The organism is Lamprobacter sp., assembly GCF_034860625.1.
Taxonomy (GTDB): Bacteria; Pseudomonadota; Gammaproteobacteria; order Chromatiales; family Chromatiaceae; genus Lamprobacter.
Window position 1 is genome coordinate 60261 of record NZ_JAYESN010000006.1, and the last position, 26710, is coordinate 86970.

32 protein-coding genes are annotated in these 26710 nt (G+C 62.6%); 8 read left to right on the top strand and 24 right to left on the bottom strand.

Features of this window, described 5'->3' with window-relative positions:
- Positions 1-4: 4 nt before the first annotated feature.
- Genes VBE63_RS02880 through VBE63_RS02900 form a run of 5 tightly spaced genes read right to left on the bottom strand, consistent with a single transcriptional unit; the run spans position 5 to position 2524 of the window.
- On the bottom strand, positions 5-313 hold the full coding sequence (locus VBE63_RS02880; protein WP_323681488.1) for an NADH-quinone oxidoreductase subunit K: 309 nt from the start codon (positions 311-313) through the stop codon (positions 5-7).
- Positions 310-1317 carry a hydrogenase subunit MbhD domain-containing protein gene (locus tag VBE63_RS02885; protein ID WP_323681489.1) on the bottom strand — a complete coding sequence of 336 codons (1008 nt, stop codon included), beginning with the start codon at positions 1315-1317 and terminating at the stop codon, positions 310-312. Before VBE63_RS02885 ends, VBE63_RS02880 begins: the two co-directional genes overlap by 4 nt.
- A complete protein-coding gene (mnhG, locus tag VBE63_RS02890) occupies positions 1305-1598 on the bottom strand; it encodes a monovalent cation/H(+) antiporter subunit G (RefSeq protein WP_323681490.1) in 294 nt (97 codons plus the stop codon). The genes VBE63_RS02885 and mnhG overlap by 13 nt, the downstream gene beginning before the upstream one ends.
- Positions 1588-1998, bottom strand: coding sequence for a monovalent cation/H+ antiporter complex subunit F (locus VBE63_RS02895; RefSeq protein ID WP_323681491.1), 411 nt, complete (start codon positions 1996-1998; stop codon positions 1588-1590). Before VBE63_RS02895 ends, mnhG begins: the two co-directional genes overlap by 11 nt.
- A 16-nt stretch (positions 1999-2014) precedes the next feature.
- Positions 2015-2524 carry a Na+/H+ antiporter subunit E gene (locus VBE63_RS02900; RefSeq protein ID WP_323681492.1) on the bottom strand — a complete coding sequence of 170 codons (510 nt, stop codon included), beginning with the start codon at positions 2522-2524 and terminating at the stop codon, positions 2015-2017.
- A gap of 189 nt (positions 2525-2713) precedes the next feature.
- On the opposite strand from VBE63_RS02900, the gene VBE63_RS02905 reads away from it, so the two are divergent.
- From VBE63_RS02905 to VBE63_RS02920, 4 genes are all read left to right on the top strand, one after another.
- Positions 2714-3979, top strand: a complete 1266-nt coding sequence (locus VBE63_RS02905) for a hypothetical protein (RefSeq protein WP_323681493.1) — start codon at positions 2714-2716, stop codon at positions 3977-3979.
- A 48-nt stretch (positions 3980-4027) separates the two neighbouring features.
- Complete coding sequence (locus VBE63_RS02910; protein ID WP_323681494.1) at positions 4028-4963, top strand: GNAT family N-acetyltransferase; 936 nt, start codon at positions 4028-4030, stop codon at positions 4961-4963.
- A gap of 17 nt (positions 4964-4980) precedes the next feature.
- Positions 4981-6501, top strand: a complete 1521-nt coding sequence (gene cls, locus VBE63_RS02915; RefSeq protein ID WP_323681495.1) for a cardiolipin synthase — start codon at positions 4981-4983, stop codon at positions 6499-6501.
- Between the two features lie 104 nt (positions 6502-6605).
- A complete protein-coding gene (locus VBE63_RS02920; RefSeq protein WP_323681496.1) occupies positions 6606-6893 on the top strand; it encodes an HU family DNA-binding protein in 288 nt (95 codons plus the stop codon).
- Between the two features lie 85 nt (positions 6894-6978).
- On the opposite strand, the gene VBE63_RS02925 is transcribed toward VBE63_RS02920, so the two are convergent.
- Positions 6979-8379, bottom strand: a complete 1401-nt coding sequence (locus tag VBE63_RS02925) for a hypothetical protein (protein ID WP_323681497.1) — start codon at positions 8377-8379, stop codon at positions 6979-6981.
- Positions 8380-8635: 256 nt separating this feature from the next.
- Here VBE63_RS02925 and VBE63_RS02930 point away from each other — a divergent pair, with 256 nt between their 5' ends.
- On the top strand, positions 8636-9280 hold the full coding sequence (locus tag VBE63_RS02930) for a cell wall hydrolase (protein ID WP_323681498.1): 645 nt from the start codon (positions 8636-8638) through the stop codon (positions 9278-9280).
- Between the two features lie 129 nt (positions 9281-9409).
- Here the strand turns inward: VBE63_RS02930 and VBE63_RS02935 are convergent, their stop codons facing one another.
- Positions 9410-9841 (bottom strand): PilZ domain-containing protein, encoded by a 432-nt coding sequence (locus tag VBE63_RS02935; RefSeq protein WP_323681499.1) that lies wholly within the window; start codon positions 9839-9841, stop codon positions 9410-9412.
- A gap of 189 nt (positions 9842-10030) precedes the next feature.
- Positions 10031-10384, bottom strand: coding sequence for an HMA2 domain-containing protein (locus VBE63_RS02940; protein WP_323681500.1), 354 nt, complete (start codon positions 10382-10384; stop codon positions 10031-10033).
- 166 nt (positions 10385-10550) lie between these two features.
- Here VBE63_RS02940 and VBE63_RS02945 point away from each other — a divergent pair, with 166 nt between their 5' ends.
- The 3 genes from VBE63_RS02945 to VBE63_RS02955 all read left to right on the top strand — a co-directional run bounded on the left by VBE63_RS02945 (position 10551) and on the right by VBE63_RS02955 (position 13421).
- Positions 10551-10898 carry a cupin domain-containing protein gene (locus VBE63_RS02945; protein WP_323681501.1) on the top strand — a complete coding sequence of 116 codons (348 nt, stop codon included), beginning with the start codon at positions 10551-10553 and terminating at the stop codon, positions 10896-10898.
- Positions 10898-11881 (top strand): CDF family Co(II)/Ni(II) efflux transporter DmeF, encoded by a 984-nt coding sequence (gene dmeF / locus VBE63_RS02950; protein WP_323681502.1) that lies wholly within the window; start codon positions 10898-10900, stop codon positions 11879-11881. The genes VBE63_RS02945 and dmeF overlap by 1 nt, the downstream gene beginning before the upstream one ends.
- 274 nt (positions 11882-12155) lie before the next feature.
- Complete coding sequence (locus VBE63_RS02955) at positions 12156-13421, top strand: LbtU family siderophore porin (protein ID WP_323681503.1); 1266 nt, start codon at positions 12156-12158, stop codon at positions 13419-13421.
- 197 nt (positions 13422-13618) lie between these two features.
- Here VBE63_RS02955 and VBE63_RS02960 read toward each other — a convergent pair whose 3' ends face one another.
- The 16 genes from VBE63_RS02960 to VBE63_RS03035 all read right to left on the bottom strand — a co-directional run bounded on the left by VBE63_RS02960 (position 13619) and on the right by VBE63_RS03035 (position 26656).
- Positions 13619-13852, bottom strand: a complete 234-nt coding sequence (locus tag VBE63_RS02960; protein ID WP_323681530.1) for a Uma2 family endonuclease — start codon at positions 13850-13852, stop codon at positions 13619-13621.
- 9 nt (positions 13853-13861) lie between these two features.
- The gene (locus tag VBE63_RS02965; RefSeq protein ID WP_323681504.1) at positions 13862-16027 is read right to left on the bottom strand and encodes a heavy metal translocating P-type ATPase; all 2166 of its coding nucleotides are present in this window, start codon (positions 16025-16027) and stop codon (positions 13862-13864) included.
- Positions 16028-16129: 102 nt separating this feature from the next.
- Positions 16130-16543: a hypothetical protein gene (locus VBE63_RS02970; RefSeq protein WP_323681505.1), complete on the bottom strand. Its 414-nt coding sequence runs from the start codon at positions 16541-16543 to the stop codon at positions 16130-16132.
- Between the two features lie 323 nt (positions 16544-16866).
- On the bottom strand, positions 16867-17286 hold the full coding sequence (locus VBE63_RS02975; protein ID WP_323681506.1) for a hypothetical protein: 420 nt from the start codon (positions 17284-17286) through the stop codon (positions 16867-16869).
- Positions 17270-17533: a hypothetical protein gene (locus VBE63_RS02980; protein WP_323681507.1), complete on the bottom strand. Its 264-nt coding sequence runs from the start codon at positions 17531-17533 to the stop codon at positions 17270-17272. Before VBE63_RS02980 ends, VBE63_RS02975 begins: the two co-directional genes overlap by 17 nt.
- The gene (locus VBE63_RS02985) at positions 17530-17874 is read right to left on the bottom strand and encodes a hypothetical protein (RefSeq protein WP_323681508.1); all 345 of its coding nucleotides are present in this window, start codon (positions 17872-17874) and stop codon (positions 17530-17532) included. Before VBE63_RS02985 ends, VBE63_RS02980 begins: the two co-directional genes overlap by 4 nt.
- Positions 17871-18191 carry a hypothetical protein gene (locus tag VBE63_RS02990; protein WP_323681509.1) on the bottom strand — a complete coding sequence of 107 codons (321 nt, stop codon included), beginning with the start codon at positions 18189-18191 and terminating at the stop codon, positions 17871-17873. Before VBE63_RS02990 ends, VBE63_RS02985 begins: the two co-directional genes overlap by 4 nt.
- A 634-nt stretch (positions 18192-18825) precedes the next feature.
- Positions 18826-18960 carry a hypothetical protein gene (locus VBE63_RS02995; protein WP_323681510.1) on the bottom strand — a complete coding sequence of 45 codons (135 nt, stop codon included), beginning with the start codon at positions 18958-18960 and terminating at the stop codon, positions 18826-18828.
- Between the two features lie 238 nt (positions 18961-19198).
- Positions 19199-20659 (bottom strand): DUF2325 domain-containing protein, encoded by a 1461-nt coding sequence (locus VBE63_RS03000; protein WP_323681511.1) that lies wholly within the window; start codon positions 20657-20659, stop codon positions 19199-19201.
- A gap of 10 nt (positions 20660-20669) precedes the next feature.
- Entirely contained in the window at positions 20670-21842 is a 1173-nt protein-coding gene (locus tag VBE63_RS03005; protein ID WP_323681512.1) for a hypothetical protein, read from the bottom strand.
- Entirely contained in the window at positions 21842-22153 is a 312-nt protein-coding gene (locus VBE63_RS03010) for an ATP dependent RNA helicase (RefSeq protein ID WP_323681513.1), read from the bottom strand. Before VBE63_RS03010 ends, VBE63_RS03005 begins: the two co-directional genes overlap by 1 nt.
- Positions 22154-22782: 629 nt before the next feature.
- Positions 22783-23466 carry a hypothetical protein gene (locus tag VBE63_RS03015; protein ID WP_323681514.1) on the bottom strand — a complete coding sequence of 228 codons (684 nt, stop codon included), beginning with the start codon at positions 23464-23466 and terminating at the stop codon, positions 22783-22785.
- 18 nt (positions 23467-23484) lie between these two features.
- Positions 23485-24816, bottom strand: coding sequence for a DUF4857 domain-containing protein (locus VBE63_RS03020; protein WP_323681515.1), 1332 nt, complete (start codon positions 24814-24816; stop codon positions 23485-23487).
- Positions 24817-24833: 17 nt separating this feature from the next.
- The gene (locus tag VBE63_RS03025) at positions 24834-25511 is read right to left on the bottom strand and encodes a hypothetical protein (RefSeq protein WP_323681516.1); all 678 of its coding nucleotides are present in this window, start codon (positions 25509-25511) and stop codon (positions 24834-24836) included.
- A 15-nt stretch (positions 25512-25526) separates the two neighbouring features.
- Positions 25527-26411 (bottom strand): ABC transporter ATP-binding protein, encoded by an 885-nt coding sequence (locus VBE63_RS03030; protein WP_323681517.1) that lies wholly within the window; start codon positions 26409-26411, stop codon positions 25527-25529.
- Complete coding sequence (locus VBE63_RS03035) at positions 26408-26656, bottom strand: FeoB-associated Cys-rich membrane protein (RefSeq protein WP_323681518.1); 249 nt, start codon at positions 26654-26656, stop codon at positions 26408-26410. The genes VBE63_RS03030 and VBE63_RS03035 overlap by 4 nt, the downstream gene beginning before the upstream one ends.
- Between the last annotated feature and the right edge of the window lie 54 nt (positions 26657-26710).

The window sequence follows — 26710 nt, forward strand, 5'->3', positions numbered from 1 at the left end:
TGCGCTAGTCCTCGCCGCTATCGTCGAGTCGGGTACGGCCGGTTGCTGAGCGCAATGCCTGAATCATGGCCAACGCGAGCGCAGTCGCTGCCACCGCCACCACGATCCCGGTCAACACCATCGCCTGCGGCACCGGGTCCGGCTCGACACCTGGCGTACGTCGAGCCAGCCCAGCCAAGAGCAAGAAAATGCCACTACTGATGACGTTAAAGGCCAAAACCTTCCGCAGCAGATGCCGCTGGACCAAGAGCGCATAGAGTCCGAGCAGGATCAGCACAACCCCGGTTAGCGCAAACACCAGCACCGAGCTCATGGCCGCCCCCCGATGAACAAGGCCGCCAGAATCGCGCCGATAGAGAGGGTTGCCGCCAGCTCGATGCTGAGAATCGCGGTCTTCGCCCACTCTGGAGGATAGCCCAGCAGCGGTTGACCAACAGTCATCACAGCAAGTCCGATCAATGCAAACACCGCCACGCCGAGTACCAACACCAACCGCAATGGCCAGCCAGTCGCGCTTGTGGACACCCGCCAACCGCTCAGACGCAGCAGAACGCCAGCAGCTCCGAGAACGGAGCCAGCCTGAAAGGCCCCACCGGGCGCATGGGCGCCAACCCAGACCAGATAGGCGGCAACCAGGATCATCAGCGGTGCCAGGAGGCGACTGAGCGACGCGAGGGCCGGGTCTGAGTCATCCGCCCCTAAGTGCGGCGCGGTCGATAACGACCAGACCCCGATCAGCGCCAGCAGCAGGACCGCCAGCTCAAACAGGGTGTCGTAGCCGCGAAAGTTGAGCAGCACGGCAGTGACTGCATAGCTGACGCCAGATTCGTCAAGCCGGGCGTCAACCAGATCGGCAAGCCCAGGCGCCGGGACCCAGAGCTCCCAGACCAGGATACTGAGCCCGATCAAGGGCAGGAGCAGCAACAGTGCGAGCAGCAACCGCCAGGCGATCGGCGCCACATCGCGCGCTTCGTCGACTGTCGCACTCTGGGCACTCTGGCTATTCCCCCTGCCGCTCGGGTCCGAAGCACCCTGTCTCCTGAGCGTTTCGGCGGTCTCAGCATCGGTAGCCTGGAGCTTCGCCAAGGCGGCCAGCAGCAAGGCACCGGTCACCCCGGCGCCGAGGGCGATCTCGGCAAGCGCAATGTCAATCGCATCTAGCCGGACCCAAACCAGCCCCAGCACCAGCCCGAGGGCGATGAACAGCACCACGGCGCGAAACAGCTCTGGGCTGGTGAGGGAGCGCCAGGCCAGCCATAGCAGCGTCAGCGCCAGCACCAAATCGATGGCCAGTGGCAGCAGACTCAACCCCGCCATGGCTCAATCCCCTTGCCTTGCGCCCATCTTGCGACCAGTTGACTGGCGGTCGCCGAGGCCGCGAGCAACAACAGCCAGATAAACAGCAGCTTGCCGGCTGCAGCCAGGGATTCGGCTTGCAGCATGAGCCCCATCACCATCAGCCCTAGCCCCAGATTATCGGCCTTGGTCAAGGCATGCAGCCGCGTGTAGACATCCGGGAAGCGCAACAGGCCCAGGGTTCCGGCCAGGAAAAAAACCGCGCCGACCAGCAGGAAAAAGACCGACAGGCTATCCAGCATGCCCGTCTCCCGCAGGCTTCGCGCCCACCCTGGCATCGCGCTCCCCTGCCTCGACTTCAGCGACGGCGCATCCACCGGCCTCGCATCCACTGGTCGAAGCACCTTGCGCAAACCCATCTGAGGCTGTTTCGGTGGCGATCCGAGCGGCCACCATGCGCGAGCGACGCGTGAAGGCCGTTACCGTGATGGCCGCCAGCAGCGCCAATACCAAGGCCAAATCGCGCAGCGCTGGTTGTGCGGAGGCTTCGGACAGCAAGAGTAGGATCGCCGTTGCAGTGGTGCCGAACAGCTGTGCCGCGAGCATGCGATCTGCCGCGGTTGGCCCGCGACGGATACGCCATAGCCCCGCTACCAGCGTCAGCAGCAAGAACAGGATCAGTGCGTAATAGAGGGTCTGCATCAAGCGCTTGGTTGACTCAAAAACCGGGGATTCGGTAGAGCGCAGCAATGCGCTGCTCGAGCCGCTCGAGGTCCTGATGCCAATGGCCACAGCGGTCGAGCACATGCACTCGAAGGTGCCCCTGACAGATCACCGCGAGCGTGCCCGGCATCAGGCTGACCAGGCCGGACATCAGCACGGTTGCCGGTCCCGCGGGCAGGCGCAGCGGATAGTCGATCAGATCCGGCTGCAACGGCAAGGGGCGCCTGAAGGCCCGCACCGCGACATCGACCCCACCCAGTAGCGAATGCCAGAGGAAGAAGCCGATCAGCTGCAGCAGAGCCAGTGGCGCCACTGACTGCGCTACAGCGGTGCTCAGCGGTGCGCGAAACCGAGCCAGGGTGCTGAGGAGTGCAGCAATGATGACAAAGGGCACGCCAAACAGCAGGGCGGCCTGCTGCCCTGTAGTCAACAACCACCAGAGCAAGGCAAAAACGAGCAATCGCCACACGAGTGATGCGGCGAAAGCCGCCGCTGGGAAGGACATGACTTCTCCTGACGACAACAGCTACCAAGTCCGGCATCAAGCCAGACGATCGACCCCAAACAACAGGGTCTTTAAGGTTCTCACAGATGCGCCCGCGGCGGAACTAGAGGCGTCGATAACATGGACAACAGGACAGCGCAGGCATGACGGGTATAGCATTCATCACACCAAAAGCGATGACGAGACCCGATGAGCGAAACAGCGCTACTCCAGATCAAACGCCGCTTTAGCGACGCCTATCGCGCCCGCGACTATGCGGCGTGCATCCGTCAAGCGAGCGAAGGCCTCCAACTCGCCGAGGCCAGCCAGGACGTCGCCAGCCAGACCTTGATGCTGGTATGGCTGGGCGAGAGCCACTGGCAGCGCAAGGAGACCGAACCGGCCGTCACGGCACTGAGGCGAGCGGCGGCGGCTGAGCCACCGGCCGATCCAGGCGATGTCTTCAATGCCATCTCGACACTGCTGAGTATTGCCATCCTGGAGCGCCCGCTGGCCGAAGCCAAGGCGCTCATCGCGCAAGGGCTAGCGCATCTGGAGCGTTATGACCAGCAGCGCTCGCGTCACATGCTCGACCTCAGTGAAGGCGATCTTGCCGCTCGCCGCGGTGACTGGCAGGCGGCACTGACGCACTATCGCGAGGCCTACAAGCATCAACAAGGCGATACCGGCTCACCACGCTTCACCCTCGCCTCCTATCAGATCAAGTTGGCCGAAGCCAGCTTCATGCTCGGCGATGCTGAGGCGCTGAGCCGATGGTGCAGCGAGATCAATGCGGCACCCAAGCTGGTCGAAGGCGATCGTCTGCGCGCCGAGCAGGCACGATTGCTCTGCTATCGTGCCGGCATCGGCGAGCCGGCTGGTGCGCGCGGCGGCCCAGCGGCCACGGCCCGCCGCGTCCTCTGTTGGCTGGAGGAGATCGACGGCCATCAGGCCGACTATGCCCGCGACGCCATGCAGGTGCTGTTGCGCGAGGCTGACTGGCTCAGCGTAGAGACCTGGCTCGACTACCCTGGCATCGGCGACACTCCGCTACTGCATGGCGATCTGTATCTCGCCCGTGCGCGGTACGCGCTCGGCTTGCCGGTGCACGACCCGGCATGGGCAACAGCGACACCCAGCGCCGAAGTGGTCGCTCATCCAGCGGCCAGCCGCCAGGCGAGCGCGTCCGCCAGCCGCCAAGCGGGCACGGCCAGTGCGCCCAGTAACAGCCTGGTCGAGAAGACAGCGCCGAAAGCCTGCATCAAGCCATGGATGAAAATCGGCATGAAAACGCGCCCAAACAGGCCCAAGACCGTCAATCATGTCGCCAAGGCGCGAGATCACCTCGAGGCTGCCCGAGCCCATTATCTGGATCAGCAAAGCTGGGCTGTGCGTGAGGATCAGCGTCTGGAAACCGATCACCATCGGCGACTCCTTGATGCGCGGCTAGAACAGGTCGACGCGCTGCACGACTGACCGGATGCCGGGCAACCTTATCCCACAGCAAGAAGAGGAGATCTCGCCATGACCACCACTGAGCTGAACATCCGCCAGATGACCCACGCCGAAGTCAATGAGCTGGTCCATTGGGCCGAACACGAAGGCTGGAACCCAGGCTTGCACGATGCCGAACTGTTCTGGACCACCGATCCCGACGCCTTCATTGCCGCTGAGCTCGACGGCGAGCTGATCGGCGGCGGCGCGATGACCTCCTATGCCGGCGAATTCGGCTTCATGGGCTTCTTCATCGTCCGGCCTGAATGTCGTGGCCGCGGCCTCGGCGATCAGCTCTGGCACGCCCGTCGCGATCGCCTGCTTGCACGCTTGCAGCCCGGCGCGAGCATCGGGCTCGATGGCGTCTTCAACATGCAGGACTACTATGCCCGCGGCGGTTTCGTCTTCTCACATCGCCATATCCGTTTTCGTGGCGAATCGGGCCACTTGCTCGGCGACAGCATTGGCAACGAACACCAGAGTGGCCCCTTTGTGCCCAAAGCGGCGGGCGCTGGCCAGGCCGATTCCCACAGCAGCGTCTTGATGCCACTGACCGAACTGCCCTTCGACAGCCTCGTCGCCTACGATCGCCGCTGCTTCCCGGCACCGCGACCGGGCTTCCTGAAGGGCTGGATCACCCAGCAGCATGCCCTCGCCCTCGGCCTGCTCCGCGATGGAGCGCTGAGCGGCTATGGCGTTGTGCGCCGCTGCATCCAGGGCTACAAGATTGGCCCTTTGTTCGCCGACGACGCCGCGGCTGCGCAAACCCTGTTCACACCGCTGACCGCCTACGCTGGCGCTGAGCCTGTTTTCATCGATGCCCCCGAGAACAACCCTGCCGCGCTCGCGCTGGTGCAGCGCCAGGGCATGGTCGAGGTCTTCGGCTGCGCGCGCATGTACCTGGGGTCGGTCCCGAATATCGCGCATCAACAGGTCTTTGGTGTCACGAGCTTTGAACTCGGCTGAGGGCTGAGTACGCACTCATGAACCAATCGGCACTCCTCACCGCAGCCATCGTCGCGCTGCACACACTGATTCAGCTCGGGCTGATCGTGCGCGTGCTGCTCAAGCCACACCGAGATCCCAGTGCACGCCTGACCTGGATCGTTGTTGTCATCGCACTCCCCATGGGGGGCATCATCGCCTACCTGCTGCTTGGTGAGACCAACATCGGCCGCAAGCGTGCCGAGCGCATGCACTGCGTCCTCGAGCAGATGCCACCAGTCAGCGCCGCAGCCGGCATCGAGGCGCCCAGTCTCAAGCCATCGATTCCCGCGCGCCATGCCCATCTGTTCCAGGTCGGGCAGTCGATCAGTGGCTTCCAGCCGATCGGCGGCAACCGCGCCAGCATCCCGCCAGACTCCAATGCCGTTATCGAGGCCTTGGTTGCTGACATCGATGCCGCCCAGGATCACGTCCACGTCTTGTTCTACATCTGGCTACAGGACAACAACGGCCTCAAGGTGGCGCAGGCCCTGAGGCGCGCCGCCCAGCGCGGCGTCACTTGCCGCGCCATGGCGGACGACCTCGGCTCGCGCGGCATGATCCACTCCGAGCACTGGAAAGCCATGCAAACCGCTGGCGTCAAGCTCGCCCGCGCGCTGCCCATTGGCAACCCGATCCTGCGTGTGCTCGGCGGTCGCATCGACCTCCGCAATCATCGCAAGATCGTCGTCATCGACAACTGGATCACCTACTGCGGTAGCCAAAACTGCGCCGACCCCGAGTTCCGGATCAAGGCCAGTTTTGCCCCCTGGGTCGATCTGATGATCCGCTTTGAGGGTCCCATTGCCCGCCAAAACCAGCACCTTTTCGCCGCTGACTGGATGGCCCATGTCGATGATGAGATTGATCTGCTCCTGCAGCGCCCGATTCCCCAGGTCACCGGCACCCCATCCAGTTCCCGCTCCAGCCCCAATTCCCGCAACACTGGCAACCCATCTGGCACTGAAGCGGCGATCTGCGCCCAAGCGGTTGGCACCGGCCCTACCGTTCGCTACTCTGCAATGCCCGAACTCTTCGAGACCCTGATCTACAGTGCCCGCAAGACGCTCGTCATCACCACTCCCTATTACGTGCCCGACGAATCCATGCAGGCTGCGCTCTGCGCCAGTGCTCGCCGGGGTGTCGAGACTCTCATCGTCTTTCCACAGCGCAATGACAGTCACATCGTCGCTGCTGCCAGCCGCAGCTACTACGCTGAACTACTATCCGCCGGTGTTCGCATCTACGAATATGTTGGTGGCCTGCTACACACCAAATCCCTCACCCTTGATGGCGAGATCAGCCTCATTGGCTCCGCAAACATGGACCGCCGTAGTTTCGACTTGAACTACGAGAACAACATCCTCCTCTACGACCCGGACCTGACCCAGCAGATTCGCCAACGCCAGCAGCGCTACCTGGAGAGCGCACAGCTCGTTGACCTCGAGCAGGTTGCCCAATGGCCCCGACACCGCCGCTTGATCAACAACAGCGTTGCCATATTAGGCCCCGTGTTGTAAGGAGCTCATCAGGAAAAAATGTGAACGCGTTCAAGGATTTTCATCAGTATGATGCCTAACCTAGACATGCTTCGCTCATACACTATCGTCATCCTCTATCCCTTATGATCCTCTCCGAACTGACCGCATCCATCGCCCGCAAGCAGACCGACCTGAAAGCCCAGGACACAACGCTGGCTGTGAAAACCTTGATCACGCTGATGAGGGAAACCCTGGCGTCGGGAGAGCGCATTGAGGTGCGAGGGTTCGGCAGCTTCGAGCTGCGTCAGTACGAAGCACGAGTGGCGCGCAATCCAAGGACGGGCGAGGTCGTCGATCTGCCTGAACGCCATCGGGTGTATTTCAAACCGGGCAAGGAGCTACGCCAAAGGGTAAATGCCGGCATGCAATAGGATTGACGATGGCGGAGGTCTAATGCGGACGCCCATCCAGGACGTCCGCAAGGCTGATCAGCAGTTGTACCGCCTTATGCGGCCCTTATGCAGCTTCAGGCTGCGTCTCGCCTGACGCCTCGTTCTCCTCAGCCTTCGCTGCTTTCTTACCCTTTCTGGGCTTCTTTGCCTTGGCTGGCTTTGGTGCCGCCTCTAACCGAGGTGCAGTGATGAGGTATAGCGGGGTGAGGGCCATCACAAACAAGAGCGGCATCAACGGTGTTGCGTACTGCGGTTCAGCAACGCCGAAGACCTTGGCGAGCGTCGCATAGATCAGCACGAGACTGATACTGCGCAGACCGATACGCTGGCTAGGCGTTAACCGGCGCCCAGCAATCGGCAACCAGACCAGGATGAGGCCCAGCGCGCCAATCAGCACCATTGGTCCGTGCAGCAGTTTCATGAATTCATCGCTGGTCAGAAAGATCGGATTTTCATTGTAGGGCGATTCTGAGACCGGGTAGACCAGGCTCTGCTCAACCCCCGCGGGCTCGCCTAAGGACCAAAGCGCTTTAGGCTTTTCAACGAAGTACCACTTCAGAAACGCACGTGGATCATCGAGGAAGCGACCACCCAGCTGGCCGATCGCGGCACCGGTACTGGTCTCCCCCTCCGGCACAGCAGCAGCATCCGCTTGCGCAGGCGGCATCCCTTGCTGAATGCTGGCCGTGATCGGGGCCGTGTCGATCGGGGTATGGATGGCTTCCTGATTGCGCACTACGATGGGGCCAAAGACCAGCGTAAAGCCAAGGATCGCTGCGACGGGCGTGAAGAACTTTGAAGCGCCCTTGCTGGACAGTAACAACAGCAGCAGCCAGGGCAGGATGAGGAATTCGTAAGTTGGATCGACCCAGGTCACGATGCCGAGTAAAGCGGCGGCCATAAAGGTGCGGATCATGGCCCAGCGATCGCTGATCTTAGCCGCTGTCACCAGGTACAGGAGCAGCGTGACCAGCAGCAGCGTAGCGCTCACCAAGTAGAGACTGATATTGACGAGAAAGGGACTCAAGGCAGTCAGGAATGCAGCCGTGAGACCCCAGTGCGGGTCCATCAGCCGACTGGTGAGCATGAACACCAGCAGGATCGCTAAGGCGCTGAGCACCAGCTGCGCAATGATGGCGGCGTTGATGTTGCCTGGCTCTGTTTCCGGGGCCGCAAACAGCGACAGGAACAACGGATAGCCAAGGCTGCCAAAGGTTTGTGTTGAATCCACCTCAGAGCCAGCATCGACGGGCGTGGTGAGGACCTTATACGCACCTTGACTGCTCAGTGTTTGCGCCAAGGCATAGGCGTCGGCTGAGTCTTCTTGAAGGGGTTCGACGACTTCCGTGCCTAGATAGGCTTGTCCGCGCAGAAAAACGCCAACGGCAATGATGACCGCCAGCATGAACAGGACGGTCAGTGAGACGGACCGACCGTCTCGACGCTTCGATTTCACAGGGCTCACAACAAATCTCTCCTAGCTGTTACGCCAGACCGATGGCCAGCGCAGCTTTCAGGGTGGGTACAGCTTGACAAAAACTTCATTAGCATACCCTGAAATTCCACAGGGATGCGAGTGCTTGATCGAGGTGGCCAGTTCGTGACGCCGACAACAGCGGTTCGGGCGTGACGAAACATTAGGGATTTCCCTTATGCCAAAGATTCGAATATCATAAGGCCCTAATGTCGCCAGCCGATCAAGAATAATCAGGTAGAAGTCCATGCGAACCCTCTCTATCACTGCCTTTGTTGCCACCCTTTTTCCCTCCGTGCTCCTGTCTCCGGCATTTGAGCCGCGCGAGACGCTACGGTTGAACCCCACCGAAATTAAGCTCGAGCCGGTCTCCGAGACCGCTCCGCCCCATGTTGTCCTGGCTGCCAAATCAACGGCGCCGGTTGCATCAGCGATCCCGCCAAGGGCGCCGACTGCGCGAGCAATCGACCCGAACGACCATGTCGACGAGGAACTGCACTGCCTGGCGCTCAATATCTATCACGAGGCTCGCTCCGAGCCGCTGTCGGGTCAACTTGCGGTGGCGAAGGTCACCCTGAACCGGGTCAGGTCGACGTCTTTTCCTGAATCGATCTGCGGGGTTGTAAAGCAGGGCAGTCAAAAGCGCAACCGCTGCCAGTTCTCTTGGTGGTGCGACGGCAAGTCGGACGAGCCGACGGAGTTGAAGGCCTGGCAGAAGTCGCTCGAATTAGGTCGCCGCGTCTTGGCAGGCGAAGTCGCAGATCCCACTCAGGGCGCACTCTATTACCACGCGACCTACGTGTCCCCAAAATGGTCACGCTCATTCCAGCGCACGACTCAGATCGGCCGTCATCTGTTCTATCGGCCAACAGCAAGTACGAGCCAAAGTTGAGCGAAGACGTTGAGCGAATCGCTGCTGCTGAAGGCTAAGGAAGTATCCATCATTTGCTTCCCGAAGCTGCCGCAACCGGTCGCTCCGAAATCGGGGAGTAATTTCTGGACAGTCTCTAAGTGCAGAGGGCTAATGCCCGAGGTCTGCTCGGCGCCGTTGAGCCACCAGCTGTTGTAGCTGTGCCCGCGCTAAACCGCTTCGCTCCTCGAACTCAACGCCCAGCTGATAACGCTCCTGAATGTCTTCACGGGACACCCAGATGACCCGGCCAACCACAGCAATCGGCTCGCTTACCTCACAGACGCTGATCCAGATCAATAAGCGGGAGTGCACTGGAAACAGTTCTGGGGAGCTCAGCATCACCCCGGTTTCGCTGAGGTCTTGACCAATCATGGCCCAAAGCCCTGAAGCCTCAGCCGCGATTGGCCGCACCTGAACCGGATCAGAGTAGATGACGCGCTGATGCCGACGTTGGTCGCCCAAGCCGCCGGAGCTGTCGTCGGAGCCATAGCGGCCAACAGGCTCGGCGAGCGCATGAGATTGATCAAAGCTTAAACCCATCAACGGCAGCATCTCCGAAAAGGCGCGCACTGCACCGAGATGGCAGTCTGCGCGCGAATCACTGAAGCCCAAGCCCAAAGTCTAGAGTCCGAAGTCTAGCCCTTCAGAACGATCTGGACATGCGCTCTAAGCCTCCGTGCTAGGCATCGCTGCTGGAGATGATCCTCTATCTGGGCTCCAGATGCGCCTTTATACTAGCGCAACGACCAGGCTACGGGCCGATTGCTCGACCACCTTCTGCACCATCGCACCGACCAGCGCCTTACCGAAGGTCTCACCCAACTTGTTGGCATGGGTTGTATCGCGCCGCACAGCGGCCATGCAGCCTAAGTCTTCAAGGGCGGCGAAGAGCTCGCCACGGCTGAGCAGATCGGGCTCGTACTGAACCACAATACTCGATGCGCGTTGATTGATCTGGACCGAACGCACCCCCTTCATGGCCATCAGCTTGGCCTCAGCCTTGCTCGCACGCTCTCCATAGCAACGAAAGGCCTTTGAACGAACACGAATGCGACCCGGGACATGATGGATGTACTGGCTCATCTTGGCAGGGACTCCAACATCGGTAGAACGAGGTTGCAAGGAAAATTCGCAACGGGAACGGTTCGCATTGTATCCTAACAACGATGGCTGATGCAAATCATTCTCATCAGATTTAGACCCTATAAACTGAACCTGCACTCTTTGCAACACATCAGGAATCCAACCGATGAGCAATCCCAACTGGCTGGTCTTCCAGCTTCCTGAACTGATGGCCAACCTTGACGTGGGAGCAACGCGCTTTCAGGAGCTTCTGCGAACGCCCTCGCTGAGTTGCTCGCTGTACCACATCCCGGCTGGCTCCAAGGAGATGCAGAGCGCGCATGAAGAAGACGAGCTGTATCTGGTCCTTGAAGGGCGGGCTCGGCTACGCGTTGAGGATCAGGATCATCGGGTCGAGAAAGGCACCATGATGTATGTGCGCACCGCCTGCGATCATGCCTTCTTCGACATCGAGGAAGATCTTAGTGTCCTCGCCTTTTTTGGCGCGCCAGTGCGCCATCTGCCGGATTATTGATGATCCATCCGCACTGTCTCGAAGCCTGGCAACACCAGCACGATTTCAGCACCAGTGCCGAGGTCAAGGCCAAGCAGCGCACAGGTTGGGTGGTCTATCTGACGCTGGTGACCATGGTGGTCGAGCTGACCGCCGGTTGGCTCACCGGCTCCATGGCCCTGCTGGCCGATGGCTGGCATATGGGCAGCCATGCCGCGGCGCTTGGTTTGACTCTGTTTGCCTATGGCTTGGCGCGGCGCTGGGCGAACGACCCGCGCTTCACCTTCGGCACCGGCAAGATCCCTACCCTGGCCGGCTACAGCAGCGCACTGCTGCTTGGGCTAGGTGCAGTCTGGATGCTGGTCGAATCCATCAGTCGGCTGCTTCAGCCCATCGAGATCCGCTATGCCGATGCGATGCTCGTCGCCTGCCTCGGCCTGTTGGTGAATCTGGTCAGTGCTTGGATCTTGACGCAGGGGGGTGGCCACCACCACCACCATCATGAGCATGGACATCCTCACGGGCAGCCGCACGACCATGATTCTGGGGCGGAGCACAAGGACCACAATCTACGCGCTGCTTACTTCCATGTACTTGCCGACGCCATGACCTCCTTGTTAGCGATCGTCGCCCTTGGGGCCGGCATGCTGCTGGGCTGGCGCTTTCTCGATCCGGTGATGGGCCTGGTCGGTGCTGCCTTGATCGGCAGCTGGGCTTGGGGGCTGGCACGCGACAGCGCTCGTTCCCTGCTCGACGCCGAGGATCACAGCGAGATCGCCGCACGCATTCGCACCGAGATTGAAGCAGACCCGGATATCGCGATCGCAGATCTGCATCTCTGGCGCATTGGCGCGGCCAGCCGCGCTTGCATCCTCTCGCTCGTCACGCATGATCCGCGCTCGACCGATGCCTACAAGGAGCGCCTAAGGGCAATACCAGGTCTGGATCACTTGAGTGTCGAGGTCCATCAGTGTCGCGACGAACGCTGCCTGACCGCTGCCTAAACACCACCTGAACACTGTCCCGCCGCTATGCACGGCGGGACACTGAGGGTCAGGCATGCCGGGTAACCAACGTCTTCAGTTGGTTTATTGCTAATAAAAACACTTCTTGTTTGTAATATTGTTAGTTAAAATAGTCGCAGGTGATTTACCCTGGCGCTTTGTAATACTTTTTATATAAAAGTATGATCATGGCGCATGATCAACACCTCCCCGGCCCGCAGCTGCCGGTGAAAACCACGACCCCGTTGACCCCACAATCGGAGCGCGACAACGCATGAAAACCAGACGACTGAGTTGGGCCATTGCCATGGTCCTGGGTGCCGGCACCGCAGGCCATGCAGCGGCACAGACCCTAGAAGAGCGCGTCCGACGCCTCGAGCAAGAGCATCGTGAGCAGGCCACCGCGATCGATCAGCAGCAGCGCACCATCGCCGAGCAAAAACAGCAGCTCGAAGGGTCGCCGCAACGGGTCGAGCGCCTGGAACAGACCTTAGAGACGAAGCGCGACGCCAGCGCCGGCCTCGGTGGCTGGTTCGAGAACATCGAGATCGGCGGCCTGATCGAGGTCGAAGGCGTCTATGTCGACCCCTACGAGGGCTCAAGCGAATCGGATCTGGTGCTCGCGACCTTCGAGCTCGGCATCGCCGCTCAGGTCACGGATTGGGTCGAGGCCATGGCCTCCCTGCTCTATGAAGAGGACGACACCGATCTCGAGGTGGATCTGGCAATGATCACCATCGCCAACCCAGACGTGACGCCGGTGTTCTTCACCGCGGGTCAGTTCTACCTGCCCTTCGGCGCTTATCAGACCAACCTGGTCTCCGATCCGCTCACGCTCGAGATCGGCGAGAGCCGTGAGACCGCAGCCCAGCTCGGCTTTGTCTATCAAGGCTTCAGCGGCAGTGTCTACGCGTTCAATGGCGACAACAAGGTCAAGGGTGACAATCACATCGATAGTTGGGGCGCGAACCTGGCCTTCGCCCAGGAGCGCGAAGACCTGGTCTGGACAGTCGGCGTTGGCTATATCAACGATCTTGGTGACTCCGATACCTTGCAGGATAGCGTCGCCGATAACCGCGCCGCGCGTCAGCTCGAGATCGCGGAGCTGCGCCCCGACGAGGCGGAGCAATTCAGCCTGGACCCAACCGAGCGCACCGGCGGCTGGACCGCGAACCTCGCGATCGTCTATCGCGACTTCAACCTGATCGGCGAGTACCTCTCGGCCACTGAGCGTTTCGACCCGGACAGCCTGAGCTTCAAGGACAAGGGCGCCGAGCCCGCGGCCTGGAATATCGAGCTGGGCTACAGCTTTGAGGTCTTCGGCAAGGAGTCAGTCGCCGCCGTCGCCTATCAGGGCAGCAGCGAAGCGGTCAATCTCGAGCTACCAGAGACGCGCTGGGCGTTGGGTTGGTCGATCGGCATCTTCGATAACACGGCACTGTCCTTTGAATACGCGCATGACAAGGACTACAGCACTCGCGATGGCGGCACCGGCAACAATTCCAACGCCTTCGTTGCTCAGCTTGCGGTGGAGTTCTGAGCCAGTGTTTTTGAACCGCAGATGAGGCGTCTTGCTTGTCTGCGGTTTAACCTCATTTAATTTGCCCCATCTGCAGAGTGGCGATGCGCCATCCGCGTTAGACTGCATTGAACAGGATGCCCATCAGGGTCGATCCGTTGTGGAGCGGCGCGCTGGCGATCGGCGGCAGCTAGCCAGTCTCTCGGTCCGCTTCGGCGTTAGCTCCAGAGGTTGCCGAGGTCGAGGGTCAGCGCATCGAAGGGGGCAACCGCGATGGCCTCGTTCCCGGACGCCTCCGCGAGCAGCCGCCAATCACCATCTTCCAGCGCGTAGGCTTCGAGACTCCGGCGCTTGGGATCGACGAGCCAGGCGTAGGCCACGCCATAATGGGCGTAGATGGGCATCTTGATGTGACGGTCTTTGCTTTCGTCGGTGACCGGACGAGGCTCCAGTAGCTAGACTCAGTCGACCTTGTGCGTGAGTGCTAAGCGTCGCGGTTGCGTCGCATGTCGCCCTTGCGGCATCGCATCCTGTCCTTGCGACTCAGCCTCCAGCGAGACCCCCTTGAGCGCATTGACCAGGATGCCGATGGTCGAGCCATTGTGCAGCAGCGCGCTGGCCACCGGCGACAGCCAACCCATCACAGCGCCGCCGAGCACCGCCGTGTTGATGCCAACCGCGGCGGTGAAGTTGTGCTGGATCAGGCGCATGGTCTTGGCGGCGATCTCGCGGGCATCGGCCACCGCCTGCAGCCGATCGTCCATCAGCACCACATCGGCGGTGGCGCGCGCGATGTCGGCGCCGCGCGGCATGGCGATGCCGACATCGGCCACCGCTAGCGCCGGCCCATCGTTCACCCCATCGCCGACGAAGCCGACCTTGTGACCATCCCGTTGCAGGCCTTCGATCACGCTGGCTTTGTCTTCAGGCGCCATCTCGGCATACACCGCATCGAGCCCCAGCTCAGCGGCTAGCGCCTCGCCCTTCTCGCGCCGATCGCCGGTGATCATGATCAACTGTTTGATACCGAGCGCACGCAGCCGCGCCAGCGCCGCTGGGGCCTCCTCGCGCAAGGTGTCGCGCAGCGCGATCAGACCCACCGCGCCCTCGGCGTTGCCGACGAACAGCAGCGTCTTGCCCTCGGCTTGCAGCGCGTCGATCTGCTCCTGATGGGCTTGGAAGTCGATCGCCATGTGCGCTTGCAGATAATGCCGGCTGCCGACCACGATGCGCCCCCCATCAACCTCGGCCTGCAGGCCATGGGCGACCATGTAGTCGACCTCGCCGTGGGAGATATGCGCCAGATCGCGCTCGCGCGCGGCCTCGACCACGGCCTGGGCGATCGGATGGCTGGCATGCTCCTCGACCGAGGCTACCATCGCCAGCAACTCGGTCTCGGTGCAGGCGCAGCTGCCCGGCAGCACCACGACATCGGTGACCAGCAGATCGCTGTGGGTCAGGGTGCCGGTCTTATCGAACACCAGGGTATCGATCTCGGCCAGGGTCTCGATCGCCTCGCCGCCCTTCATCAGCACGCCATGCTCGGCCGCGCGCGACATCCCGGACTTGAACGCGACCGGTGTACCGAGCTTCAGCGCACAGGAATAATCGACTAGGAACACCGACTGCAGCCGCGCCAGATCGCGCGTTAGCGCATAGACGGCGGCACCGGTGCCGAGGGTCAGATAGACGCGCTTATCGGCGAGCTCATCGGCCAGGCGTTGGGTTGCCGCCTGCTCGGCCAAGGACGCTTGGATGAAGCGCGACACCCGCGCCGTGGTGGTGTCCTCGCCGACGCGAGTGGCTTCGAGCCGCAGCCGCCCTTCCACCAGCACCGAGCCGGCGATGACCCGCGCTGGGGCCTCCTTGCGCACCGGCACATCCTCGCCGGTGACCCCGGCCTGATTGACCAGCGCCAAGCCGTCGATGACATGGCCATCAACGGGCACCGTCTCGCCAACGCCGACCACCACCGTCTCGCCGGCGCGCACCTCATCGCCCGAGACCTGCACCAGCTCGCCGTCACGCTCGACCCAGGCCATCGCCGGATCGGGTCGCAACAGGCGGCGCAGCAGCCGATCGGACTGGCGCTGGGTGCGACGCTCGAGGAAGGAGCCCAGATCGAGCAGCAGATCGGTCAAGTTGGCGGTGAACAGCTTGCCGTTGGCCGCCGCCAGCCCCACCGCCAGGGCATCCAGCACCTCGACCTTGATGCCCTCATGGATCAGGGTGTCGGCGCCCTTGGCGAGGGTAGAGCCGACATTGGCGAAGGTGAGCACGACCCGCATCGGCGGGGTCAGGAACGGCAGCGCTGCCAGCGTGAACAGGGTCGTGATCATCGGGGCCACTTCGGCCTCGTGGACATCGCCCTCGCTATAGCCTGGGATCGGCTCGGTCGAGAAGCGCTCGAGCCGGCGCAGCAGTAATTGCCGCGCTTCGTCTCCACCGCAATAGTGGATGATCAGGGTACGAGCAGCGCGATTGGCGCGGACCTCCTCGGTCGGTGACGCCGCATCGATCCAATCCTCGAGCGCCCCGGCCTCGCAGCCGGGCTCGCCCATGGCCGGGATGCGCAGGCGCAGGCGGCCCGGCACCTCATGGATGATTCGGTAGTTGGTGAGCGCCACGGATGCAATCAGAGCATCTTTAAGTCGGTGTTCGGCTTTGGATCGGCTTGGAGGCCAGATGCGCAGTCAGCACTAGGTCAGCACTTAGGCTTGAGCACCGGCTCAGGCGTCCTTATGCGACTCCGAGGCCTGAATCTCGGCCTCGGCATCGTGGAACCGCTCTTTGATCTCCTCGACGCCACCCTGGAGACCACCCCAGAGCTTGACCACACCCTTGATCGCGGTGCGCTGGACACTCTCATTGGTGAGCAAATAAGCGGCCGCAGCACCAATCAACAAGCCCTTGAGGAAGCGGTCGTTGCCGAGGTTCAAGAACGAGGAGGATGCGCTCTGTGCTGAATAACCGCTGCCCGGCATGGCACCTGCCCCCGCCGGCGCGGCCATCGGGGCACCGGGAACAGCCATGGGCATCTGCTGATACGCCGGTTGATGGACGGCGTAATAGCCGCCGGCCGGCATCATGCCAGGCTGCTGGGGTGCATAGGCCTGATGCATCGCCTGTTGGCCTGCGCTCATCGGAGCGCCTTGCATGGGTGCGCCTAGCATCGATGGCTGGGAGCGATAAGGATGAGAGGGAGCTTGCGCTGACGGCTGACCGGGCGGAACAGGTCCTTGCGGATTGGCGTAATTGCTCATGATCTGATGCTCATATAGGAGATTAAAACAGCGTCTCGCGGATGGCGTTCGATTGCCGGAAAAGCGAGTACCGAATTGCGTAGAATTTTCGTTTGCCTTCAAGAAGCCTTGTCGAGAGCATAGCCGGGCTATGTGACCGACAAGGTGACGCAGAAGGCGAGCGAAAAGACAAGCAAGGCGGTATGAGATTTGACAGAAATCGCCTAAGTAGCCTCGGCATCGGTCTCATTGCCCGGCACATCAGGAGCCTGGTCAGGCTTCGACGGCGCCGGGGCATTCAGCGCATACATCGCCGCCGTGCCGGTGACCAAGGTGGCGGCGATCGCTAAGGTCGGGCTGCGAAACTGACTGGCCACTAGGGTTGCCGCCGCGGTTGCCAACCCAGAGGCAACGCCGGTGCGTAGCGTGTTGAGCGCCGCCTCGCTGGGGGCCAGCTCGCCCTGCTGGTAGCGATGCAGATTCATGGCGCCGGCACCGGTAAGCCCGATCAGAGTGCCGAGCTTGGCCATCTGGAACGCCGCGCTCGGACTGTAAGGCGTTGAATTGCAAGACACGGAGTAGGCTGGCGTCCCTTGGCCACTGGCCATGGGCGGATACCAGGATCGGTCATCGTACTGGCTCATTCGCGTCGCTCCCGGATGAGTGTGAGGCCTGGGGGTCGGTGGTTGCGGGCGCGGATCGATCGGCGCGCCCGGTCTTGGCATCGGCATCGGTGTGATCGGTGGTCAAGGCGTCCTTGCGGCGACGCTTGAGCCATTGGCTGGTCAGCACCACCAGCGCGGCGCCAACGATCAGGCCGCCGATGCCTTCGGCAAGGTTCTTGGCCACCCCATGGCGCTGGCGCTGCATGCCATGCTCAGCCCGGCTCATGGCTCGGCACCTTGCTCGAGGTAGCGCTGGATGCCATACATCACCGCCGTGCCACTGGCAAAGAGCACGCCGAGCCGCAATAGACCCTGCTGGCGCACGGCGCTCGCCGCAGCGCCGGCGACCGCGCTGGCAGCCGCGCTGGCCAAGGCCGCTCGACCAATGTCGGCCAAGGCGCCGGCGGCATCCGTCTCCTGCTGTTGCAGTCGACGAATATTGGCGCCGGCGGCGGCCGAGCCACCGATCAGGGCGCCGAGTAGCGCAAGCTGAGCGATCGCCGAGCAGCCATCGGTTGACGCCAGGGCCGTGCTCGGAAACCCGCGGTTGGTAAGGTCATCGCTCATGCATCACCCACTTTCTCGGATGCGGTCGACATGCGCTCTTTCACTTTGTCAGCGCCGCTCTTCACCGCACCCTTGGCCTTGGCGCCCGTCTTGAACAGCGCATCCTGGACCTGGTCGTTGGTCAGTAGCAGCACCGCGGCCGCACCGACCAAGGCCCCCTTCCAGAACTCGGTGTCGTCGAGACTGAGCATCCGCGTCAGGGTGTTGAGCCCATTGCCGCCCTCGGCCAGCTCCTCGAACAGTTGCTGCATGCCCGCTTGCGGGCCGGGACCTGGCCCCTGCCCTGCACCGGCCATCCCGGCTGCGTGCGCTCCCATGGGCGCCCCCTGGTGAGCGGGCGCTCCCTGGTGAGGCATCGCCGCACCCGCTGAATCGCTCTGATATCCCGCTGGCGGATACCCCGCGGCCTGATGGGCAGCATCAGCTCCTGCATAGGCCGGGGCGCCCATGGCTGGCCCTGGATACGGATAGCCATAGCCGCGTTGTGCATATGCCTGCTGGGGATGGTACTGAGGCTGATAGCCTGGTTGATGTCCAGGCGGATCATATTGAGGCTGAAACTGGGGCTGATCGTGAGGCTGCGGCTGGAACTGGGGCTGTGTCTGAGGCTGAAATGGGTGCTGGACATAGGCCTGATGCTGGGCCGCATAGCCAGGCGCCCCTTGCGCTTGGTAAGCTCTAAAGGAGTCGTCACTGGCAACAGTCCCCACCGGGCTTGGAGCCTGCTGCGCGGCCCCTCGTGCCGCTGATTGCGGTGAAGGCCCAGGGTTCGCCTGTTGCTCGGGCGAGCTCCCGGTCTCTGCTCCACCGCCCGTATGCCGGGACCCACCCGCGCCTGCTGACTCACGCTCCGCTTCGCTCATCATGTCGCTCCTGATCGGCGCTCTGAATACTGAAGCGTTATGATAACCGCTTGCATTCCGGCCTGACAATCCCTGACCCGCTTTCCGCTCAGCGATCCGCCGGCGAGCCCAGATGCGATGGCATTGTCAGCGACGGCAAGGTCGATCGAGCGCCGACCTCCTGTGATGGCAAGGCCCAGAGCATCAGACCAAGTGCCAGCCCGACGATCAGCACGGCTGGCATCAATCCGACGGCTCCAGGCTGGCCTGCACTCATCGCGCGAGCCACCTGGCAAGCCTTCCTCCATCCATGCCGGACGGATGTTCGGATTGATATCCGAACGGATGTCCGCAGGGTCGTCAACGGATCATTGCTTGGTGTCCGCATTGCGGTCTCCCTCCCTTTTTTGGGAATTTCAAGCATCTTGAATCAATTGTCTGAAGGAGATGCGCATCAAGCCGACCAGGTCAGGTCGCTCATCTCAGGCTGCCTGACGCGCGCGCAGCACCCGTTCATGGTCAAGGCTGAACGGACCCTGCGGCGCCTGCTGGTCGGGAGGATCGGCAAGCGCCGTCAGGGCCTGAGCAAAGGCACCCAGGCTGGAGCGCGGCACCAGCACACAGGGCTTGCCCATCTGCTTGCAGAAGCGTTTGGTGCGCGAGTAGGCGTTGTGGCTGACGGCATCGGCCGGACAGATCACCGCATCGGCACTGGCCAGCACCGCTTCCAAGCGCTGCTGGCTGTCCTCCAGGCCGCCATCGTGGCGGATCAGCTCGCCGTTGCAGCGCTGCACCAGATCGCGGTAGCGCGGCGCCAGATCGCTGCGTCCGCCGACACAGAGAATGCGACGCCCTGCCAGATCCAGGTCCAGGATGCGATCGTGACTCTCAGCGCAGGTCTCGCAGTCTTGGGCGCTGCAGCGGACACCCTCATTGTCAATCCCGACAAGGCGCTCGAGGGCCTCACAGGCGCTGACCTGCTCGCTCAATTGCGCCGTTAGATCGACGATCTCAGATTCAGCCGCCCCCAGCCCGGTCTCCAAGGCGTTTGCTCGCAGCTCGGCATCGGCCAATCGGCGGCCCTGACGCTCATGGTCCTGCTCCAGCGTCGCGACCTGTACTCTTAAGGCCCGCAGCTCACGACCGTCCTCAAGCTCGCGCAGTCGCTCTCGCGTCGCTTCATAGGCCTGCTCGATGCCTTTCAATTGCGCGACGCGCTCGCGCAATTGCACGATCTCGGTGATTTTGGCCTGCAGCCGCCGCGCCTGCCGCTTGGCCTCGCTCTCGCTGTCATGGCGCAACCGCGCGAGATCCCTGCGCGCCTTGGTCAGCGCAGCCAAGTCCGCGCGCAGACCGGCGCCGATCTGATGCGAGAGCATGTGCACGTCCTCGAACGCGCGCGTGCGGACCTCGACATCGGCAAGCCCATGCGTCATCACCGCCCAGAACGCGCCCTGCACCTCGCCTTCGGCCAGTGCCTGCTGCCACAGCTCGAGCAGCGCCGCACTGGATGTGGCCGCCGCAAAGCGTTTCAGGCTGCGCGCATAGCGTCGCTCCAACTCCTTCTGGACCGCAATCGAGAGCGGGTTCTTCTCATCCGCCGCGGCGACGAAGCTGACGTGCACCTCGAAGTCGCTCTGCGCATCCTTCAGCAGCCTGATACCGGCCTTCAACGCCAAGCGGCGCAGATCGTCGACCTCGAGACAGGTGCCAATGATCGGACAGTGATACTTATGCCAAATCTCCCACAGGCGACGGCGTCTCCGGATGCCGCCACGCGACTCGGCCAGCGGCTCCAAGGTCTGTTCGGATGCCTGTTCAGACGCCTGTTCGGGTATCGCCTGAGCGAGCGCCTCGACCGGCCCGAGGTCGGCGCTAGGCAGCGCTGTCCGCGAGATCGCTTGGCGCAGCTTAGAATTTAATCGTTGACACTGTTGACACATCAGGTGGCACTCAACTGGTCAAGGCGTTCATTAAGGTGGTCCAGAGTCTTGTCTCGTCTCGGCGGAATCGGGTACGCCCCTGAGACCACAACGGGGAATTCACTGCGGACCAAGGTTCGGCCCTGTTGGCCAACTCAGTGCTCCACGCGTCTGCGCAGTGGTCGCGGTCGGCAGCGGTCGCGGAGGCGATGATTGCCATGGCTCGGCCATCCTCGTCATAGAGCCGAAGCGAGCGCCGATCGATCTCGCCCGCGCGTTCTCCGACAACCCAAGCAGTGTCGATCGCGCGCACATCGAGCTCGAGTCGCGCATGGTCACCGCGCAGGGAGAGCTGACCATCGACATAGGCGTGGCCATAGAACTGCTGGATCGAACGGCTGACCCAACCGCTGCTTCCACTGCTCAGCGCCAGCGGATGTACCTGATCGACGAGCGTCTCGAGCGCACAGGGCACCAACGATGGATCAACCGCGATCGCAGGCTCATCACCGCGCGCTGCAGCCCGCCTCCAGGGCACCGGATTCAGACTCAGCCGCCCGCTCAGCTCGGCCAGATCGCGGAAGCCCAGCCCATGACGTTCCGGCTCTGGCTCTAAGGCCTGACAATCGCGCTGCAAGCGGTGGATGGCATGCTGCTCGAGTGCCGCCATCTGCCGCTCATCCTGCTGCGGTGGCACTGGCATCACGCGGCGCCCATTCGCCCCAAAACTGGATAAGAGCAGACGCAACGGCAACGGATGCGTTCCTGTCTCCAGTTGAACCCTCACCAGCGGCTGCTGAGTCGCGTCTTCGATCACCAAGCTCTGTTGATCGTCTTGGGAGGCCAGTGCATAGCACTGATCGAGCAGGACTCGTAGTTGATACTCAGTCCTGTCCAGATGACCCAGCATGCCCTGCACACGCAGTCCACCGAGCCGTTGACGCTGGGCGATGCGAAGACCGGGCTGCTCGGTCTCGATCCAAACGCGCCCGAGCAGCTCCAGATCCGCCAAAAGATCCGGCCAATGCCCGAGGTAGCAAACCTGCTCGGAAGGCTGCAGCGGCATGGGCATGGACCCTAGCACCTGCCCCGGGCCATGCGCCTGCTGCTGCCTGGATAGCGGCTTCTGCCCAGCAACCTGCTGCGGTTCGGCGTTTAAGTTAGCGAGCCCGGCGCTAAAATCGGTCAGGTATGGGCTTGCCATTAGTTGGCTCCTGCTGGAACGCGCCCAGCGCAGTGGCTCACAGAACGCTCGCCAATCGCGGCCAGTCCACGCCAATGGCGCGCACCACGGCAATAGGCAGCGCGCTGATCCAGATCGGCCGCGAGCTGCGGGTGCAGAGAGAGCGCCTGAAAATGGCGCACCACCGCTTCCGCTACGGCTGCGGCGCCCTGACTGACCGAGGCCCGGATCAGGCCCGCGAGACGCGCCTTGAGCTGTTCAGGCGGCAGATGCAGCGGGAGGGTATCAAGGGCGAGGATGGGGTCAGTGGTGCCATTAGAAAGCTGTTGCATGCCAGTGTCTCCGTCATGGGGCCTCAAGGCCCAAGTGGTCTTGAACAGATCCGGCTGGCCGTCGATCTCGACGTCGGGGCTGGCTGGAGGACCGCTCTAATTTGAGAACGATTCTCACTTAGGTTAGCACCTCTTAGCTGCGCGTCAACCCCAAACCTGACGAAATAACCATCGATTCTCTAATTTTAATGCGAGTAATTTGTATTTTTTATCCGCTGTGATAGGTTTGTTCATCGGGCAACAGGAGAGACTAAGGCGATGCCGAACAGAAACCCTCGCAACCCCATCATGGCTGAAGGGATTGATGCACTCGCACCGCAGGCTGCGGATGCGACAACCTGGATTCGGAGGCCGGAGCCTGCTCAGCGTTCATCCACTAGACAAACAAGGGATAGACAAACAAGGCTGCGCGGCTGGCTGCGCGATGCCTTTTTATCCTGTCCGACCTCACGGCGCTGCCGGCGCTGGGAGGTATTGCGGGCGCTGCGTCGCGAACTGGATGAGTGAGCGCACAACCTTAGAAACTGTCCATCAACTGCTTCCCGATTTGAGCACCACTGGAGGGCGATCATCGGGAAGTAGAATTGAGACAGCGACTTAGATTGCGCCCAACTTGAGTGGTCTGAGACTCAGCCCGGGTCCATCGTTCGCTGCACCGACAGCGCACAGTCACTGACGGCCTCGATCACGGCCGCAGCCAAGCGCACCTCGGCTAGGGTTCCACGGGAGGATGATGCACAGGAGGACGAGGCCAGATAGACCTCGACGCCAACATAGATTGGGCGCCGACGGTTCCAAATCGCCTCTGGCAACACAGGACTGACCCAGGGCCAAGATGCGGCCTGCGCGCGTTCTCCAGGACTGGGCACGGCATCGCGATCGGACGCCACCAGCCGCACCGCGCGCATGCCACCGCCGCCTGCTGCACCGGGCTCCGTCGCCTTGTGCTCGATACAGCGCAGCAGCGCCGGTTCGCCACAGAGCACGTCGGCTGAGCACAGGCGCTCATCGAAGCCAGTGTGCAGATCGATCAGAACCCGCTGCTCTGGCTGAACATGCTCCAGGATCTGCCGATAGAGCTCGGCATGGCGCTGGCGATACCCCTCAAGCGCGTCCGGACCGGGCCGCTGCCCCGAGATCCCGACCGGGATGCGCAGCAGGTCGAGGCGCTGGCGATCGAGCTGGGCGGCAACGGCCTCGCCAAAGCTCAGCTCTTCGCGGTGGGCGCCGATCACCAGCAGCACCGGCGGACGCCCTGGGGCGCGCGCCTCGGCTCGGCGAAACGGCAGCAGATGATTGAGCAGCGCTGACATCTGCAAGCACGCAATCGCTCAGGTGGCGCCTGGCAGTTTTTGCTCCATCGCCGTCCGCCCGAGATCAGCGACGCCGGCGACGGCTCGGTCCGAAGGCTCGGGCTGGATCAGCCCGACCGCAATCAGTCCATAGACGCCGGTGACGGCCACCAGCAGCAAGCTCGGCGTCATGGCAACAAAGCGCAAGCCTCGTCGCCACAGCAGCAGCCAGGCGAGCAGGAGCGCGATGGCACTGGCCGGCAGCGCCGCGAGGCCGTGGACATCCAGGCTGAGCCGGAGATAGCGCCCGTTGGGGTCGCGCAGATCCAGGCTGAACGGCACCAAGGCCTCCCAGACCCGATCGACCAGGCGCGGCTCGGCCATCGCCATGAGGCGCTCATAGTGCGCAATCGGCTCGAAGGCGTGATTCATCGCGACGGCCTTGATCTGGCGTTGGTCGGAGTAGATCGCGGTGCGATACAGGGGATTGAACAGGATCTTCAGCGCCATGGTCTCCGGATCGTAGCCGGGAAGCGCGAGTGGGGTCAGCCCGGCCGCGGTCCGACGGCCACCATCCTGACCGAGCAGGAAGAGTTGACCGTCCTTGCCCAGGATCAGACCAAGAGAGTCGCCGCGCTTGTTCTCGGCCACCTTGACATGACGGACCTCAAGCCCGTCGGGCAACGGCACCGGCGTGATCTCGGGTAGGCCATTGACGCGACGTAGCTGGAACAGATCACCTGCACGATCGAGCAGGAAGAAACCGGCATCGAACGCCTTGAGGATCGAGACCCGGCCGAAGGTCGCCTGCACCGGCCAGACGAAGCTAGCCTCGCTCAATGCCTCAGTAAAGCGCGCGCTCAGCTCGGGGTCGATCCGGTTGTGATCACTGTTGATGAAGGTCAGCCGCTCGCCGGGACGCAGGATGTCTTCCGGAAAGCGCAGCCGGGCGCGGCCGGGATTGGCCTCGAGCAGCGGAAACAGCTGGATGCGCGGGGCATGCCCCGGCAGCTCGCCCGGTTTCAGCTCCAGTACCTGGCGCGCGGCCTGGATCTGGGCCTTATCGAAGCTCTGGCCAGCGAGCTGCAACGGCAGCTTTCCCCACAGCTCCATGTTCTTGTAGTAGATGAACGGGATCAGGGTCTCGAAGGTCTGGCGATCATAGTCGTTACCGTCCTGGTCGCGATAGATGAACTGATGGCCCTCGCCGAGCAGCTCCTTGTAGACGAAGCGCTCGAGCACCGGGCTGTAGAAAAGATCGGTCTTGCCGTAGCGGTACTCGAACAGCAGGTCCTTGAGCAGCGGCCACCAGAGCGCGAGCAGGACGATGGTCAGCAGCAACAAGGACCAGCGGGCAATCCTGGCAGTCATGATGCGTCAGCTCCGGGTCAGCGCTGGTGACGATAGCGATGGGCGGGCAGGATCACCGCCGGGATGAGCAGCAGCGCGAGCGCGATCAGCACCGGCAGCACCTGGTCGTATTCCTGATAGCCGCGATGTTGATAGAGCAAGGCCAGGAAGGCCGCGCTCAGCCCCAGATAGATCAGGCGACGCGGCGCGGCTGGCTCCAACAGCGCCAGGGTTGCGCCGAAATAGCCGATCCAACCGCCCAGCAGCCAGGGCAAGGCCGTGCGCAAGGCGCTGACGGCCGCCTCATGGGGAAACCAGCTGGCGATGATCCAATACAGGGCGGCGGCATCCAACAACGCCAGCAAGGCCCCCATCAGCGCGCCGAAGCCGACCCAGCTCCAGACCAGCAGGTCAGCACGCAGCGGCAGGTGGAGGGACAAACGAAAGCGCCCGCCGAGCATCTCCGGGCCAAACTGCGCGATGGCGATCAGCACCCCGGTGAGCAGCGGCAGGTATTGGATCGGCTCATACAACAGCCGACGCAGCTCGAAGGCCCAGTACCAGATCATCTCAGAGTGCTCGACCCGGAACTGATGGCGGATGCCGAGGAGAAGGTACACCAACATGCCAACATGCAACACCAGCAGCCCGAGCCAGACCCAGCGGACCTTGAGCCACTCCTTCAGAAAGATGGCCGACAGCATGGTCGCTCGCATGGCCGATCACTCCTCTCAATACTTCCCGGTCAGGCCGATGAAGGCATCCTCGAGCGACAGCGGCTGTTCGTCGCCAAGTCGGACCTGCGGCCAATGCGTCGCCAGGTGGGCCTCGAGTGGCTCGCGGTCGGCGAAGGTGAAGAGCACAGGCTCGCGGCCGTGCAGGTCGACGTTCTCGATCAGGCCGTCCGGCTGTGGTGCCGAGCCGCCCTCGACCCGGAAACCGAAGCACTGGAAATCGCGCCGGAAATCGGCCAAGGGCAGCTGTCGCAGTGCCCCAGCCCGCTGCAGGAAGATCACCTCATCGACCAGCGACTCCATATCCTGGACCACGTGCGAGGTGACGAACACGGTCTTGCCGCCCTCGTCGAGGAAGCGCAGCAGATAATCCAGGAACAGCCGCCGATAGCCCGCATCGAGCCCCATCGAATAGTCGTCGAGGATCATCAGGTCCGGGTCCTGGGCGAAGATCAGCCCCAGCACCACCTGCGAGCGTTGGCCGCAGGACATGTTGCCGATACGATGGTCATGGGGCAGGCCGAGGCGATCGACCAGATCGAAGTACAGCTCGCGCCGCCAGCGCGGATAGAACGGCCGATAGAAGCGCTCGATCTGCGCGATGGTCATGAAGTCATAAGTCAGATGGCCCTCGAGCAAGAGCCCGATGCGCGCCCGCGTCGCCGGCGAGAGCGCATGCGAGGGCTCGCCGAGGACCTGACAGCAGCCCGCGCTCGGGCGCAGAAAGCCCATCAGCAGCCGAATCAAGGTGGTCTTGCCGACCCCATTCTTGCCGAGCAAGGCCACGACCTTGCCTTGCGGGATGCTGAAGCTCAGATCCGAGTAGATGAGGCGCCGCCCATAGCGGTGCGCGAGCTGCTCGACCTGGATTGCGGCCGTCATTTGGATCGCTTGCGCTCGGCATCGACCGAGACAGGATGCACCTGGGGCGAGCGCGGCGATGGCGCCGATGTCGACGCGTTGGCAACCATGCGCGCGACCGCGCAACCGCCACCTGTACCCTTGGCGCAGCCACCGCAAGCGCCGCGCTTGCGCCAGAACTGCCGGTAGAGATACCAAAGCGCCACACCCAGGATCAGCGCGATGATTCCAGCATCGACCAGCGTTAATGGCGGCGAGGTCTGCACCAGACTGTCATCCTTCCGCGCACTTTCAGTCTGAGTCTCAATCTCAGTCTCAGT

Bases quoted from the DNA above. Each gene is read 5' to 3' on its own strand.
- VBE63_RS02880 (WP_323681488.1), bottom strand. From the start codon at position 313: ATGAGCTCGGTGCTGGTGTTTGCGCTAACCGGGGTTGTGCTGATCCTG.
- VBE63_RS02885 (WP_323681489.1), bottom strand. From the start codon at position 1,317: ATGGCGGGGTTGAGTCTGCTGCCACTGGCCATCGATTTGGTGCTGGCG.
- mnhG (WP_323681490.1), bottom strand. From the start codon at position 1,598: ATGCTGGATAGCCTGTCGGTCTTTTTCCTGCTGGTCGGCGCGGTTTTT.
- VBE63_RS02895 (WP_323681491.1), bottom strand. From the start codon at position 1,998: ATGCAGACCCTCTATTACGCACTGATCCTGTTCTTGCTGCTGACGCTG.
- VBE63_RS02900 (WP_323681492.1), bottom strand. From the start codon at position 2,524: ATGTCCTTCCCAGCGGCGGCTTTCGCCGCATCACTCGTGTGGCGATTG.
- VBE63_RS02905 (WP_323681493.1), top strand. From the start codon at position 2,714: ATGAGCGAAACAGCGCTACTCCAGATCAAACGCCGCTTTAGCGACGCC.
- VBE63_RS02910 (WP_323681494.1), top strand. From the start codon at position 4,028: ATGACCACCACTGAGCTGAACATCCGCCAGATGACCCACGCCGAAGTC.
- cls (WP_323681495.1), top strand. From the start codon at position 4,981: ATGAACCAATCGGCACTCCTCACCGCAGCCATCGTCGCGCTGCACACA.
- VBE63_RS02920 (WP_323681496.1), top strand. From the start codon at position 6,606: ATGATCCTCTCCGAACTGACCGCATCCATCGCCCGCAAGCAGACCGAC.
- VBE63_RS02930 (WP_323681498.1), top strand. From the start codon at position 8,636: ATGCGAACCCTCTCTATCACTGCCTTTGTTGCCACCCTTTTTCCCTCC.
- VBE63_RS02935 (WP_323681499.1), bottom strand. From the start codon at position 9,841: ATGGGTTTAAGCTTTGATCAATCTCATGCGCTCGCCGAGCCTGTTGGC.
- VBE63_RS02940 (WP_323681500.1), bottom strand. From the start codon at position 10,384: ATGAGCCAGTACATCCATCATGTCCCGGGTCGCATTCGTGTTCGTTCA.
- VBE63_RS02945 (WP_323681501.1), top strand. From the start codon at position 10,551: ATGAGCAATCCCAACTGGCTGGTCTTCCAGCTTCCTGAACTGATGGCC.
- dmeF (WP_323681502.1), top strand. From the start codon at position 10,898: ATGATCCATCCGCACTGTCTCGAAGCCTGGCAACACCAGCACGATTTC.
- VBE63_RS02955 (WP_323681503.1), top strand. From the start codon at position 12,156: ATGAAAACCAGACGACTGAGTTGGGCCATTGCCATGGTCCTGGGTGCC.
- VBE63_RS02970 (WP_323681505.1), bottom strand. From the start codon at position 16,543: ATGAGCGCAGGCCAACAGGCGATGCATCAGGCCTATGCACCCCAGCAG.
- VBE63_RS02975 (WP_323681506.1), bottom strand. From the start codon at position 17,286: ATGAGCCAGTACGATGACCGATCCTGGTATCCGCCCATGGCCAGTGGC.
- VBE63_RS02980 (WP_323681507.1), bottom strand. From the start codon at position 17,533: ATGAGCCGGGCTGAGCATGGCATGCAGCGCCAGCGCCATGGGGTGGCC.
- VBE63_RS02985 (WP_323681508.1), bottom strand. From the start codon at position 17,874: ATGAGCGATGACCTTACCAACCGCGGGTTTCCGAGCACGGCCCTGGCG.
- VBE63_RS02990 (WP_323681509.1), bottom strand. From the start codon at position 18,191: ATGGGAGCGCACGCAGCCGGGATGGCCGGTGCAGGGCAGGGGCCAGGT.
- VBE63_RS02995 (WP_323681510.1), bottom strand. From the start codon at position 18,960: ATGCCAGCCGTGCTGATCGTCGGGCTGGCACTTGGTCTGATGCTCTGG.
- VBE63_RS03000 (WP_323681511.1), bottom strand. From the start codon at position 20,659: ATGTGTCAACAGTGTCAACGATTAAATTCTAAGCTGCGCCAAGCGATC.
- VBE63_RS03005 (WP_323681512.1), bottom strand. From the start codon at position 21,842: ATGGCAAGCCCATACCTGACCGATTTTAGCGCCGGGCTCGCTAACTTA.
- VBE63_RS03010 (WP_323681513.1), bottom strand. From the start codon at position 22,153: ATGCAACAGCTTTCTAATGGCACCACTGACCCCATCCTCGCCCTTGAT.
- VBE63_RS03015 (WP_323681514.1), bottom strand. From the start codon at position 23,466: ATGTCAGCGCTGCTCAATCATCTGCTGCCGTTTCGCCGAGCCGAGGCG.
- VBE63_RS03020 (WP_323681515.1), bottom strand. From the start codon at position 24,816: ATGACTGCCAGGATTGCCCGCTGGTCCTTGTTGCTGCTGACCATCGTC.
- VBE63_RS03025 (WP_323681516.1), bottom strand. From the start codon at position 25,511: ATGCGAGCGACCATGCTGTCGGCCATCTTTCTGAAGGAGTGGCTCAAG.
- VBE63_RS03030 (WP_323681517.1), bottom strand. From the start codon at position 26,411: ATGACGGCCGCAATCCAGGTCGAGCAGCTCGCGCACCGCTATGGGCGG.